At 73.0% G+C, this 12,041-nt stretch carries 14 protein-coding genes; 8 read left to right on the top strand and 6 right to left on the bottom strand.

Annotated elements, in window-relative coordinates:
* Window positions 1-86: 86 nt before the first annotated feature.
* Complete coding sequence (locus tag ACXN5W_RS09430; RefSeq protein ID WP_473157795.1) at window positions 87-602, bottom strand: hypothetical protein; 516 nt, start codon at window positions 600-602, stop codon at window positions 87-89.
* Between the two features lie 164 nt (window positions 603-766).
* Between ACXN5W_RS09430 and ACXN5W_RS09425 the strand changes: the two genes are divergently transcribed.
* Window positions 767-1,456 carry an MOSC domain-containing protein gene (locus ACXN5W_RS09425; RefSeq protein ID WP_473157794.1) on the top strand — a complete coding sequence of 230 codons (690 nt, stop codon included), beginning with the start codon at window positions 767-769 and terminating at the stop codon, window positions 1,454-1,456.
* Here ACXN5W_RS09425 and ACXN5W_RS09420 read toward each other — a convergent pair.
* A complete protein-coding gene (locus ACXN5W_RS09420; protein WP_473157793.1) occupies window positions 1,446-1,829 on the bottom strand; it encodes a VOC family protein in 384 nt (127 codons plus the stop codon). The two genes, ACXN5W_RS09425 and ACXN5W_RS09420, sit on opposite strands and share 11 nt — an antisense overlap.
* Window positions 1,830-1,848: 19 nt before the next feature.
* Window positions 1,849-2,349 (bottom strand): Lrp/AsnC family transcriptional regulator, encoded by a 501-nt coding sequence (locus ACXN5W_RS09415; RefSeq protein WP_473157845.1) that lies wholly within the window; start codon window positions 2,347-2,349, stop codon window positions 1,849-1,851.
* 135 nt (window positions 2,350-2,484) lie between these two features.
* On the opposite strand from ACXN5W_RS09415, the gene pdhA reads away from it, so the two are divergent.
* The 3 genes from pdhA to ACXN5W_RS09400 are packed head-to-tail and all read left to right on the top strand — an operon-like array spanning window position 2,485 to window position 6,181.
* Window positions 2,485-3,636 carry a pyruvate dehydrogenase (acetyl-transferring) E1 component subunit alpha gene (gene pdhA, locus ACXN5W_RS09410; protein WP_473157792.1) on the top strand — a complete coding sequence of 384 codons (1,152 nt, stop codon included), beginning with the start codon at window positions 2,485-2,487 and terminating at the stop codon, window positions 3,634-3,636.
* Window positions 3,636-4,652 (top strand): alpha-ketoacid dehydrogenase subunit beta, encoded by a 1,017-nt coding sequence (locus tag ACXN5W_RS09405; protein WP_473157791.1) that lies wholly within the window; start codon window positions 3,636-3,638, stop codon window positions 4,650-4,652. Before pdhA ends, ACXN5W_RS09405 begins: the two co-directional genes overlap by 1 nt.
* Window positions 4,649-6,181, top strand: coding sequence for a dihydrolipoamide acetyltransferase family protein (locus ACXN5W_RS09400; RefSeq protein WP_473157790.1), 1,533 nt, complete (start codon window positions 4,649-4,651; stop codon window positions 6,179-6,181). The genes ACXN5W_RS09405 and ACXN5W_RS09400 overlap by 4 nt, the downstream gene beginning before the upstream one ends.
* 6 nt (window positions 6,182-6,187) lie before the next feature.
* Here ACXN5W_RS09400 and ACXN5W_RS09395 read toward each other — a convergent pair whose 3' ends face one another.
* Complete coding sequence (locus tag ACXN5W_RS09395; RefSeq protein ID WP_473157789.1) at window positions 6,188-6,523, bottom strand: hypothetical protein; 336 nt, start codon at window positions 6,521-6,523, stop codon at window positions 6,188-6,190.
* A gap of 591 nt (window positions 6,524-7,114) precedes the next feature.
* Here ACXN5W_RS09395 and ACXN5W_RS09390 point away from each other — a divergent pair.
* From ACXN5W_RS09390 to ACXN5W_RS09380, 3 genes are all read left to right on the top strand, one after another.
* Entirely contained in the window at window positions 7,115-8,062 is a 948-nt protein-coding gene (locus tag ACXN5W_RS09390) for a helix-turn-helix domain-containing protein (RefSeq protein ID WP_473157788.1), read from the top strand.
* The gene (locus tag ACXN5W_RS09385; RefSeq protein ID WP_473157787.1) at window positions 8,037-8,270 is read left to right on the top strand and encodes a DUF397 domain-containing protein; all 234 of its coding nucleotides are present in this window, start codon (window positions 8,037-8,039) and stop codon (window positions 8,268-8,270) included. The genes ACXN5W_RS09390 and ACXN5W_RS09385 overlap by 26 nt, the downstream gene beginning before the upstream one ends.
* Before the next feature lie 122 nt (window positions 8,271-8,392).
* Complete coding sequence (locus ACXN5W_RS09380) at window positions 8,393-8,830, top strand: VOC family protein (protein WP_473157786.1); 438 nt, start codon at window positions 8,393-8,395, stop codon at window positions 8,828-8,830.
* A gap of 10 nt (window positions 8,831-8,840) precedes the next feature.
* Here ACXN5W_RS09380 and yaaA read toward each other — a convergent pair whose 3' ends face one another.
* Together yaaA and ACXN5W_RS09370 are read right to left on the bottom strand one after the other, a co-directional pair.
* Window positions 8,841-9,638, bottom strand: coding sequence for a peroxide stress protein YaaA (yaaA, locus tag ACXN5W_RS09375; protein ID WP_473157785.1), 798 nt, complete (start codon window positions 9,636-9,638; stop codon window positions 8,841-8,843).
* 84 nt (window positions 9,639-9,722) lie between these two features.
* The gene (locus ACXN5W_RS09370) at window positions 9,723-10,895 is read right to left on the bottom strand and encodes a 4-hydroxybenzoate 3-monooxygenase (protein ID WP_473157784.1); all 1,173 of its coding nucleotides are present in this window, start codon (window positions 10,893-10,895) and stop codon (window positions 9,723-9,725) included.
* A gap of 320 nt (window positions 10,896-11,215) precedes the next feature.
* Between ACXN5W_RS09370 and ACXN5W_RS09365 the strand changes: the two genes are divergently transcribed.
* Window positions 11,216-12,034, top strand: coding sequence for a CoA transferase subunit A (locus ACXN5W_RS09365; protein WP_473157783.1), 819 nt, complete (start codon window positions 11,216-11,218; stop codon window positions 12,032-12,034).
* Window positions 12,035-12,041: the final 7 nt, after the last annotated feature.

Genomic DNA, 12,041 nt, shown 5'->3' with positions numbered 1-12,041 from the left:
CGGCGTTGGCGGCCACGGTCAGCGGGCGGGCCGCTGCCGCAGGACCACCGGTCAGCGGGCGGGCCGCTGCCGTGCAGAGCCACCGGTCAGCGGGCGGTTCGCTGCTCCAGGGCGGCTGGCAGGGCCGCGTACCGCTCGGTCAGGTCGGCGCCGACCGTCCGGATCCGAGGATCGGCGCTGTCGGTCGCGGACTGGAGCAGGACCCGGAGCATCGCCCAGTCCTCGACCTCGACGAGCAGTTCGGCCAGCCGGAGGTGTTCGGCTCCGTCGGCCCGGCGCAGCCGCTCGGCCACGATCCGGCGCAGCATCGGCCCGATCCGCTGCCGGTCGGCACCCCCGATGGCCCGCCGGGCCTGGCCGGCCCAGCGCTCGGAGACGGCGTGCTCGACCAGGTCGTCCAGCAGGGCGGGCACGTCGTGCGGTGCGGAGTCCAGGAAATCGAGGGCGACGGCCTGGTCCCACACGCCGCCCCTGAGGGCCTTGGCCAGGATCTCGGTCCGTGACCAGGCGTGCCGGTAGAAGTCCGAACGCCGGCGTGCGCTCTCCTGCTCGGCGCTGACGAGGGCCGCCCACAACTGACGGTCGTCTACTTGGTCGGTCACGTCTTCTCCGTCGGCTGCCACCGCCGTCGCACCGGCGCTGACGGCAACATAGGTCAGCGGGCCCGGGGCCGTCCAGCGTCCGTGGTGGGAAAACCGCCCGGGGTGATTCCACGGCGCGGATTCGGTGGCGACGGCACCGGTACGGGTGTCGTAGGGTGCGGACCGTGGCGAAACTGCTCTCGGTCAATCTCGCGGTTCCCGAACCGAATCCGGCGAAGTCGGTCGGGACGACCGGCATCAACAAGCGGCCGGTCGACGGCCCGGTCCCGGTCCGTGCTCCGGGCCCGAAGCACGGCGGCCTCGGCAGTGGGCTGGTCGGTGACCAGATCTTCGACGTCGAGCACCACGGCGGCGACGACCAGGCCGTGTACGCGTACGCCCGCGAGGACTACGACTGGTGGGGGCGGGAACTGGGCCGCGACCTGCCCAGCGGGCTGTTCGGGGAGAACATCACGACCGTCGGCGTGGACGTCAACGGCGCGGCCATCGGCGAACACTGGCGGATCGGGCCGGACGTCGTCCTGCAGGCCACCTTCGGCCGGATCCCGTGCGCCACCTTCCAGCACAAGATGGCCGAACCACACTGGCTGAAGCGGTTCACCCGCGAGGCGCGGGTCGGGGCGTACCTGCGGGTGGTGGAGCCCGGGGAGATCCGGGCCGGCGACGAGGTGGTGGTGACCTACCGCCCCCGGGTGCGGGTGACGATCGCCGAGGGCTTCCGGGCCTGGATGCTGGAGCCGGAACTGCTGCCCCGGCTGCTGGAACTGGACCCGCAGGACGCGCCGGAGGACCTGCACGACGACGTGCGCGGGCTCATCGCCCGGCGGGCCGGCCGGGGACCGGCTACGACGTGAACAGGCAGAACGGGTGGCCGTCGGGGTCCAGGTAGACCCGCACGCCGTCCTGCGGCTGGTACGCGGCCAGTGTCGCGCCGCACGTCTCGGCGTGCCCGCCGGCGACGGTCAGGTCGTCCACCTCGATGTCCAGGTGCGCCATCATCTGCGGCTCACCGGGCCCGGCCGGCCACACCGGTCGGGTGTACGCCGACTCGGTCTGGAAGGCCAACCCGGCACCGCCACCGGGCGGTCGCAGCACCACCCAGTCCGGCTGGTCCTCGACCACCGGCCAGCCGAGCAGCCGGGCGTAGAACCCGGCGAGGGTGGGCGGGTGCGGGGTGTCCAGGGTCGTGCAGCTCAGCCGCAGCCCCGGCCGCTCGGTGTCGGTCATGGTGGTCAACTCTAGAGCCTCACTCCCACGGTGACCCGGCGCCGTCGAACTCCTCGAACACCAGCCAGGTGCGGGTGGAGATCACCCCGGGGATGCCCTGTACCTGGTTGAGCACCAGGTCGCGCAGCGCCGCGTTGTCCGGCGCCCGGACCAGGGCCAGCACGTCGTGGTCGCCGCCGAGCAGCGCCGCGTGTTCGATGTAGCGCACCCGGGCCAGCCGGGCCGACACCTCCCGCCAGGTGTTCTGCTCGATCGTCAGGCTGACGTACGCCGAGGTCATCAACCCGGCCGGTTCGGGCGCCACCAGGGCCCGGAAGCCGGTGATCACGCCGTCGGCGATCAGCCGCTCGACCCGGGCGTAGGCGTTGGACCGGGAGACGTGGGTCCGTTCCGCGAGCGTACGCACGGACAGCCGGCCGTCCCGGGACAGCTCCGCGAGGATCCGCCGGTCGATGTCGTCGAGTTGCCGGGGACGGACCTCCTCGCCGGGCCGGGCCGTTCGTCCCGCCGGGGCGGCCATTTCCGGCTTGTCGTCGGACCGATGGTCCATCGCGGCAGTCCTCCCGAGTCGATTGTCCCGACTTTCGCGCTGATCTTGAACAAGAGTCCGGAGAACGTGAGCATAACGGGACTACCTGTCCAGGAGGTGCCCGCCGTGACCACCACACCCCAGGAGGTCCGCCGGCCGTCCGTACCCGGTGACCGCCGGGATCCGGTCGGACCGCTGCTACCCAGCCCCGAACCGGTCCGGATGCTCGACGAGACCGGCCAGCCGCTCGCCGCGGACTACCCGGAGCCGCCTGTCGAAGCGCTGCGCGAGATGTACCGCCGGATGGTCGTCGGCCGCCGGTTCGACCAGCAGTCCACGGCCCTGACCAAGCAGGGCCGGCTCGCCGTCTACCCGTCCGCGCGCGGGCAGGAGGCCTGCCAGGTGGGCGGGGTGCTGGCGGTCCGGGACACCGACTGGGTGTTCCCGACGTACCGCGAGTCGATGGCGCTGGTCGCCCGGGGCCTGGACCCGGTCGAGGTGCTCACCCTGCTGCGCGGCGACTGGCACTGCGGATACGACCCGGCCGCCACCCGCACCGCCCCGCAGTGCACACCGCTGGCCACCCAGACCGTCCACGCGGCCGGCGTCGCCTACGGCGAGGCGTACCAGGGCCGCGACACCGTCGCGCTGGCCTACATCGGCGACGGCGCCACCAGCGAGGGCGACTTCCACGAGGGCGTCAACTTCGCCGCCGTGTTCAAGGCGCCGGTCGTCTTCCTGGTACAGAACAACAGGTACGCCATCAGCGTCCCGCTGTCCCGGCAGACCGCCGCGCCGTCCCTGGCGTACAAGGGCGTCGGGTACGGCGTCCGCTCCGAGCAGGTCGACGGCAACGACCCGGTCGCCGTGCTGGCCGTGCTGACCCGGGCAGTCGAGCACGCGCGGTCGGGCAACGGGCCGTTCCTGGTCGAGGCGCACACCTACCGGATGGAACCGCACACCAACGCCGACGACGCCACCCGGTACCGGGACGACATGGAGGTGCGGGCGTGGTCGGGCCGGGACCCGATCGCCCGGCTGGAGGCGTACCTGCGGGAGCGCGGTGAGCTGGACGACGCCGCCGTCGCGGCGATCGCCGCGGACGCCGAGGCGTACGCCGCCGACCTGCGGGCCCGGATGAACGTCGACCCCGAGATCGACCCGATGGCGCTGTTCGCGCACGTCTACGCACGGCCGACCCCGCAACTCGCCGAGCAGGCCGAGCAGGTCCGCGCCGAGTTGGCGGCGGCCCGGGACGAGACCGAGGGGGAGGGCTGATGGCTCCGATCACGATGGCCAGGGCGCTGAACGCGGCCCTGCGCGACGCGCTCGCCGACGACGACCGGGTGGTGGTGTTCGGGGAGGACGTCGGCCAGCTCGGTGGCGTCTTCCGGATCACCGACGGGCTGCTGAAGCAGTTCGGTGAGAAGCGCTGCTTCGACACCCCACTCGCCGAGGCCGGCATCGTCGGGTTCGCCGTCGGGATGGCCATGTCCGGCCTGCGACCGGTGGTGGAGATGCAGTTCGACGCCTTCGCCTACCCGGCGTTCGAGCAGATCACCTCGCACGTGGCCAAGCTGCGCAACCGGACCCGGGGCCGGCTGGGCGCGCCGATGGTGATCCGGGTGCCGTACGCCGGTGGGATCGGCGGGGTGGAGCACCACTGCGACTCCAGCGAGGCGTACTACGCGCACACGCCGGGCCTCAAGGTGGTCACCCCGGCGACCGTGGCCGACGCGTACTCGCTGCTGCGGGAGGCCATCGCGGACGACGACCCGGTGATCTTCATGGAACCGAAGAAGCTCTACTTCGCCAGCGAGGAGGCGCGGCTGCCGGCCCGGACCGAGCCGTTCGGCAGGGCCGCCGTGCGTCGCCCCGGCCGGGACGCCACCCTGGTGGCGTACGGGCCGGCGGTGCCGGTCGCGCTGGCCGCCGCCGAGGCCGCCACCGAGGAGGGCTGGGACCTGGAGGTGGTGGACCTGCGTACCATCGTGCCGTTCGACGACGAGACCGTGGCCGCCTCGGTCCGGCGCACCGGTCGGTGTGTGGTGATCCAGGAGGCGCCGGGGTTCGCCGGGGTGGGCGCCGAGGTCGCCGCCCGGATCCAGGAGCGTTGCTTCCACTCCCTGCACGCGCCCGTACTGCGGGTCGGCGGGCTGGACATCCCGTACCCGGCACCGAAGCTGGAGCACCTCCACCTGCCGGGGGTGGACCGGGTGCTGGACGCGGTGGCCCGGTTGCAGTGGAACGACCGGCCGGACGGCCGGTGGTTGCCCGCCGGGGTCGCGGCATGAGCGCCCAGCCGGCCGCCGTCGGCCCCGGTGCCCCCGGTGCCGTCCAGGTGTTCAACCTGCCGGACCTGGGGGAGGGGCTGACCGAGGCGGAGATCGTCGCCTGGCAGGTGGCCGTGGGCGACATCGTGGAGGTGGACCAGCCGGTGGTCGAGGTGGAGACCGCCAAGGCCGTCGTCGACGTGCCCTGCCCGTACGCGGGTCGGGTGGTGGCCCTGCACGGGGTGCCCGGCGAGGCGCGTCCGGTGGGTCAGCCACTGATCACCGTCGAGCCGCTGGACGCCGCGGGCGCCGTCGACCCTGCGGTGGTCGACCCGGCGACGGTCGACCCTGCGGCGGTCGAGCCGGTGGCGCACGCCAGGTACCGGACCGAGGAGCGGGCCGGCTCGGGCAACGTGCTGATCGGGTACGGCACCGGGCACGGCGCGGCACACGGGTCCGGTTCCGCGGGCCGGCGGCGGCGCCGGCTGGGGGTGTCCGGCGGAGGTGCCGCCGGCTTCGATCGGCGGGACGCCGTGTCCGGCGGATCACCCCGATCGGCGGACATGCCTGAGCGGCACAAAAATGACTCTCAGGCATCCGCCGGGCCGGGAACCCATGGTGGGCCGGGAGCCTCGTTCGGCGGTGGGCTCCAGGCGCCCCTGGTGATCTCGCCACTGGTCCGCCGACTCGCGCGGGAACGCGGCATCGAGCTGGGCAGCGTCCGGGGCACCGGGCCGGGCGGGATGATCCGGCGGGCCGACCTCGACACCGGGCCGGCGCTGGCGGCGGTTCCCGACCCCGTCGCGGAGCACACCCGGCCGCCGGCACCGACCGGATCCGCCGTGCCGACCGAACCGGACGAGGTGGTGATCCCGCTGCGCGGCGTGCGCAAGGCGATCGCCGACAAGCTGTCCCGGAGCCGGCGGGAGATCCCCGAGGTCACCATCTGGGTGGACGTGGACGCCACCGAGCTGTTGGCGACCCGCGCGGCGATCAACGCCGCCCGGCCGGCGCAGCCGGTCAGCATCCTGGCCCTGCTGGCCCGGATCTGTGTTGCCGGACTACGGCGATTTCCGCAGCTCAACGCCCGGGTGGACGGCGAGCGCGGGGAGATCGTCCAGTCCGGCCGGATTCACCTCGGGATAGCGGCGCAGACCGACCGTGGCCTGATGGTGCCGGTGATCCGGGACGCCCAGCGGATGGACACCAGCCAGCTCAGCGCGGCGCTGGCCGAGACGACCGCGCAGGCCCGGGCCGGCGCGCTGCCGCCCGCGCGGCTGACCGGTGGGACGTTCACGTTGAACAACTACGGCGTCTTCGGGGTGGACGGCTCGACGCCGATCATCAACCATCCCGAGGCGGCGCTGCTGGGCGTCGGCCGCATCGTGGACAAGCCGTGGGTGGTCGACGGGGCGTTGGCGGTCCGCAAGGTCGCCGAGATCAGCCTGACCTTCGACCACCGGGTCTGCGACGGCGGGGTGGCCGGCGGGTTCCTGCGGTACGTCGCCGACTGCGTCGAGTCGCCCGCGGTCCTCATCGCCACTCTCTGACACCGGTCACCACGGCCGGCGCTCGGAACGGTGCCGCGGGGCCAGCATCCAGCCCAGCAGTTCCCGCACGACGAACAGCGCCCCGACCTCGTCGGCGAGGTCGGGAAGCGGCACCAGCCGTAGCAGTGGCAGGGTGACCAGGGCCGCCAGCAGGAGCAGCCCGGTGAGCAGCCGGAACAGGCTGGGCCGCCGGCCCGGCCACTGCCACCGGCTCCGCGCCCGGCCTGGCTCCGGGCGCGGTGGCGCCGGTTGGGTAATGTCGTTTGTCGATGGTCCTGAATCAGCGGAGTGCCGCGAGGAGGCGCGTTGGACGGTTTCGCTCCGGTATCGGGCACGGAGCATTGTGGTACGGTTCATGTGGCAATTGCCTTCCGGCCGGTGCCTGTGGAGCGCGACTCGGGTGGGATTGCTCGGCTGGATCGGTGCTGCAACACCGGTCCAGCTTTCGTTTGCGGGGCTGAGTGACCCGGTTCGACTCAGGGTTGGCGTCGATCTTCGTATCGGCTCAAGCGTACGTGCTCCACTAATCCGCGTCGAGTGCGATCAGGGCCGAACGGACTATTGATAACCGCCATCCGGTCATGCCCCCGCAACATTCTCCTCTGGCAATTGCAAAGTGTGGCTGACTGTCCAGAATGCGACTGTGGGCGGCGTTCGGCGCACCGTGGCGGGCTGTCCATCGTGGATCTCATCCGCCCTGACCTGCCCGGAACCGGTCGCGCGGCAGGAGTTCCGGGGCCGGGCCGGTAACGGTGTGCCATCGACAGAATGGCCGCCTCCCCTAGGCACTGCCCGGTGGCAACTGCCATCATGGAGTTCTCCGTATGGCAAGTGCCACGCGTCCATGGCAATGGGCCGTTGTCGGTGGCACGTGGCCGTTGTCGGTGGCACGGCGGCGGAGGGCATTGTCCCCGGGCACTGGATGAGGTGAGCATGACGCAGGGCGGGAATCCCTTCATGAAGCGCCGGCGACTCGCCAACCTGCTCCGGGAACACCGTCAGCGTGCCGGCCTCAATCTCGACATGGCCGCCCAGGCGTTGTATTGCTCGCCGACGAAGATCAGCAGGTTGGAGACCGGACAGCGGCCCGCCAACCCGCGGGACGTGCGTGATCTCTGCGTCCTCTACAAGGTGCCCGACGAGCAGCGCGAAGAGATGATGGCGCTGGCCGTCGAGGGCCGGCGGCCGGGATGGTGGGAGGCGTACGAGCTGTCCGACCCGTACGCCCGGTATCTCGGACTGGAGGCGGCGGCCAGCGAGATCCGCGACTTCAAGTCCAGCGTGGTCACCGGCTTGTTGCAGACGGAGGCGTACGCCTACGCGCTGGTGGCCGGCTACTTCGCCCAGGTCGATCCACTGGTGGTGCGGCGGCTGACCGACGCCCGGATGCGCCGCCAGGAGCTGTTCTACGCCCGGGACCCGCTGCCGGCCACCCACGTGGTGATCGACGAGGCGGCCCTGCACCGGCGGGTGGGCGACGCGACGGTGATGGCCGACCAGTTGGACCGGATCCTGCACCTGGCCCGGATCCCCGAGCTGACGATCCAGGTCGTGCCGTTCGCCCTCGGCGCCCATGCCGGGGTGGAGACCACCTTCACCATCCTCGACTTCGCCGAGCACGACATGCCGAGCGTCGTACACGTCGAGGATGTCTTCGGTGATCTCCAGCTGGAGCGGCCGCACGAGATCGAGCAGTCCAACCAGATCTTCGACCGGGTCGCCGCGGTGGCGCTCGACCCGAGTGACTCGGAACGGCTCATCGCCGACCGGGCGAAGCGGTTCCGCACGATGGCCGAGGCGGTGGTGGAGCCGGACCGGCCGGACCCGTCAGCAGCACCGGAATCGGGGGCTCGACATGACGACGACACGGAGCGGGACTGACGGTACGCCCGCCCTGCGCTGGACCCTGTCCTCCCGGACCGGGCCCGGAGTGAACTGCGTCGAGGTGGCCATCACCGAGCGCGCCGTGCTGATCCGGGACTCGAAGGACAGCTCCGGTCCCTGGCTGACCGTCACCCGGCGTACCTGGCGGCACTTCCTCACGGCCCTGGGTGCCAACGACCTCACCCCGACGCCGCCCGCCGGTTGAGCGGGTCCCGGCGGCGGGACCCGCCGGCCGGCCGCGCGGGACGGGGAAGCCGGCGGACGGTCGCTCGGGCGGGAACCGGCGAACCGCTGCGCCGAGCGCGGCGACGGCCGCATGATCGGGGCATGGCCGAGAACGAGGCGCCGGACTACTTCCAACCGGCCGCGGGTGCGGTGCTCACCCACCTGCTGATCGTGCGGGACGTGGACCGGTCCCGGGAGTACTACCGGCGGGTGCTCGGCGCCGAGGTGGTCCGCGAGCGGGAGCCGGCGGTGCTGCGCTTCCACAACAGCTACCTGGTGCTCAACAACGGGGGCGGCCGTACCGACGACAAGCCGGACGTCGAGGTGACGCCGCCGCACGACGTCGGGACGCTGTCCAGCGCGATGAACATCCGGGTCACCGACGTACGCGCGGTGTACCAGACCTGGCGGGACCGGGGCGGGGACTTCATCACCGAACCCAAGGACCACGGCACGGAGATCCGCTGCTACCTGCGCGACCCCGACGGGCACCTGATCGAGGTCGGGCAGGCCACCGGAATCCTGGACCAGCGCGGCTGACCCGGGCGGTTCAGAGCCGGTCGACCACCACGTCCAGCCGCCGGACCCGCCCGGCCGGGGCCGGTTGCTCCTCGATGGTGTACGACAGGTCGCGCAGCGCCGCGACCAGCTCCCTCGGCGACCGGGGCCGCACCCCGGCGGTCAGCAGGTCGCGCACCAGCCGGCCCTTGGTGGCCTTGTTGAAGTGGCTGACCACCGACCGGCGCACCTCGCCGCCGATCGTCTGCTCGTGCAGCACCCGTACCGCCACGGTCCGTTCGGCCAGCTCACCGGCCGGCTGCCACATCGCGGCGTACCCGGTGGAGCGCAGGTCGAGCACGACCTGGCGGCCGGCGGCGGTCGGCAGCGCGCCGGCCAGGGCCGCCCGCCAGTGCGTGCCCAACGCCCCCACCCCGGGCAGCCGTACGCCGGCGGAGCAGCGGTACGGGGGCACCCGGTCGGTGATCCGCAGCGTCCCCCACAGCGCCGAGAAGACCAGCAGGGACCGCCCGGCCAGCCGGCGGGCCGGTCCGGTCAGCGTGGCCAGGTCCAGCGCGTCGTAGAGCACGCCGGTGTAGAGCCGGTCCACCCGCAGCGCGCCGGCGGTCCGCAGCCGGGCGTTGCGGGCCAACTCGTCGTCCTGGCCGGGGGACAGCCCGAGCAGCGTCCGGGCCTGGCCGGGGTCACCGGCGCTCACCTCGACGAGCGCGTCCAGCACCCGGTCCCGGGCCGGGGTCAGCTCCGGCGACGACAGCGCGGCGAGGTCCACCGGGCGGCCCGCCCGCGACGGATGGGCCTTGCCCTCGGAGGGCGGCAGCAGAACGAGCACCTGGAACTCCGTACCGCCGGCGCGGGCCGGCCCGCCCCTCGGGCCCGGCGGCCACCGGCCGGGGCGAGCGTACCGGTCGCCGGCTCACCCCTCGGGCAGGCCCACGTAGTTCTCCGCCAGGCTGGTCGCGTACGCCCGGGAGGTCGTCAGGTAGCGCAGCGTCGACAGTTGCAGCCGGGCCTCGTACGGGTCGTGCCGGGCGATCCGGTGCAGCAGGGAGGTCATCCACCAGGAGAAGTGCTGGGCCCGCCAGACCCGGTCCAGCGCCGTGGCCGAGTAGCCGTCGAGCAGGTCGGCGCGACCGTCGGCGTACCAGGCCGCGAAGGCGTCGGCGAGCAGCGCGACGTCGGCCAGCGCCAGGTTCATCCCCTTGGCGCCGGTCGGCGGCACGATGTGTACGGCGTCGCCGGCCAGGAACAGCCGGTGCCACCGCATCGGCTCGACCACCAGGCTGCGCATGCCGGTGATGCTCTTCTCCAGGATCGGACCGCTGTTCAGCGACCAGCCGGGCACGGTCTCCAGCCGGGCGCGCAGTTCCGCCCAGATCCGCTCGTCGGGCCAGGCGGCGAGCTGCTCGTCCGGGTCGACCTGGAGGTAGAGCCGGGAGATCTCGGGGGACCGCATGCTGTACAGCGCGAAGCCCCGCTCGTGGTTGGCGTAGATCAGCTCCCGGGTGGCCGGCGGTGCGGCGGCGAGCACCCCGAGCCAGCCGAACGGGTAGGTCCGCTCGTACGTGCGGAACGCCGCCGCCGGGGCGAACCCCCGGCTGACCCCGTGCGACCCGTCGCAGCCGGCCACGAAGTCGCACCGCAGCTCGTGCTCGCCGGCCGCGTCCCGGAACCGGATCACCGGCGCGTCCGTGTCCAGCCCCGCGAGGCGTACGTCGTCGACCTCGAACCGCAGCTCGCCGCCGGCGGCCAGGCGCGCGGCGATCAGGTCCTTGACCACCTCCTGCTGGCCGTACACGGTGATCGCCCGCCCGGTCAGCTCGGTCAGCGGCACCCGGTGGGACCGGCCGGCGAAGCGCAGCTCGATGCCCTCGTGCCGGGCGCCCTCCCGGTGCAGCCGTTCCCCGAGGCCGGCCGCGGTGAGCAGGTCGACCGAGCCCTGTTCCAGGACGCCGGCCCGGACCCGCTGCTGCACGTACTCCCGGCTGCGGGCCTCCAGCACCACCGACTCCACCCCGCGCAGCCGCAGCAGGTGCGCCAGCGTCAACCCCGCGGGGCCGGCCCCGACGATGCCCACCTGGGTACGCATGACGATCTCCTCTCGGCGCCGCCGGCGGTGGGGGCCGCGGACCGACGCCCACCGGGACCGCCTGGGCCGGCGATCGTTCGCTCAGCGAACAGCCGTTCTCATCCAGAACGTAGGCGGATGGTCCGGGCCGCGTCAACGGGTGACCGCCGACCGCCGCGGCCCCGGCGGCGGAGGTCCGTTGACGGATCGCGGCGTCCGGCACTACGTTCGGAATGAGGACGGACGTCCGGATGGCGAACAAGCCCGGACGGCGGACAGCGGGAGCCGGGGTGGCCGACCCACCCGGGCGCCCGATGGCCCGAGGCGGAGGGTGGGAACCTGTGGCGGAACTGGTCTCGCTGGCCGAAGGGATCGCCGAGCTGGTCCGGGACGGCGACGTGGTGGCCCTGGAGGGCTTCACCCATCTCATCCCGTTCGCCGCGGGTCACGAGATCATCCGGCAGGGCCGCCGCGAGCTGACCCTGGTCCGGATGACGCCCGACCTCATCTACGACCAGCTCATCGGCGCCGGCTGCGCCACCCGGCTGGTCTTCTCCTGGGGCGGCAACCCCGGCGTCGGCTCCCTGCACCGGTTCCGCGACGCGGTGCAGAACGCCTGGCCGGTGCCGCTCGACCTGGAGGAACACAGCCACGCCGGAATGGCCAACCGCTACGTCGCCGGTGCCGCCGGCCTGCCGTTCGCGGTGCTGCGCGGCTACACCGGCACCGACCTGCCCCGGCACACCGCGAACATCCGCCCGGTGACCTGCCCGTTCACCGGCGAGGTGCTGACCGCCGTGCCGGCGCTGCGGCCCGACGTCACGGTGATCCACGCCCAGCGGGCCGACCGGGCGGGCAACGTGCAGCTCTGGGGGATCACCGGCGTGCAGAAGGAGGCCGTCCTCGCCGCGCGCCGCTCGCTGGTGACCGTGGAGGAGGTGGTCGACCGGCTCGACCCGGTGCCCGGCCAGGTCGTCCTGCCCGGCTGGGCGGTGACCGCGGTCGCGGTGGCCCCCGGCGGGGCCCACCCGTCGTACGCGCACGGCTACTCGGTCCGGGACAACGACTTCTACCTCGCCTGGGACGCGATCAGCCGGGACCGGGACACCTTCTCCGACTGGCTGCGGCGGCACGTCCGGCTCGCGGCCGACCGGGCCTGAGCATGGC

This window comes from Plantactinospora sp. A48, from assembly GCF_055793945.1.
Note: the sequence above shows the minus strand (reverse complement) of the source record. Positions and strands in the feature narration are given on the sequence as shown.

Bases quoted from the DNA above. Each gene is read 5' to 3' on its own strand.
- ACXN5W_RS09400 (WP_473157790.1), top strand. From the start codon at position 4,649: ATGAGCGCCCAGCCGGCCGCCGTCGGCCCCGGTGCCCCCGGTGCCGTC.
- ACXN5W_RS09405 (WP_473157791.1), top strand. From the start codon at position 3,636: ATGGCTCCGATCACGATGGCCAGGGCGCTGAACGCGGCCCTGCGCGAC.
- ACXN5W_RS09385 (WP_473157787.1), top strand. From the start codon at position 8,037: ATGACGACGACACGGAGCGGGACTGACGGTACGCCCGCCCTGCGCTGG.
- ACXN5W_RS09390 (WP_473157788.1), top strand. From the start codon at position 7,115: ATGACGCAGGGCGGGAATCCCTTCATGAAGCGCCGGCGACTCGCCAAC.
- ACXN5W_RS09420 (WP_473157793.1), bottom strand. From the start codon at position 1,829: ATGACCGACACCGAGCGGCCGGGGCTGCGGCTGAGCTGCACGACCCTG.
- ACXN5W_RS09380 (WP_473157786.1), top strand. From the start codon at position 8,393: ATGGCCGAGAACGAGGCGCCGGACTACTTCCAACCGGCCGCGGGTGCG.
- ACXN5W_RS09415 (WP_473157845.1), bottom strand. From the start codon at position 2,349: ATGGCCGCCCCGGCGGGACGAACGGCCCGGCCCGGCGAGGAGGTCCGT.
- ACXN5W_RS09395 (WP_473157789.1), bottom strand. From the start codon at position 6,523: ATGCTCCGTGCCCGATACCGGAGCGAAACCGTCCAACGCGCCTCCTCG.
- ACXN5W_RS09370 (WP_473157784.1), bottom strand. From the start codon at position 10,895: ATGCGTACCCAGGTGGGCATCGTCGGGGCCGGCCCCGCGGGGTTGACG.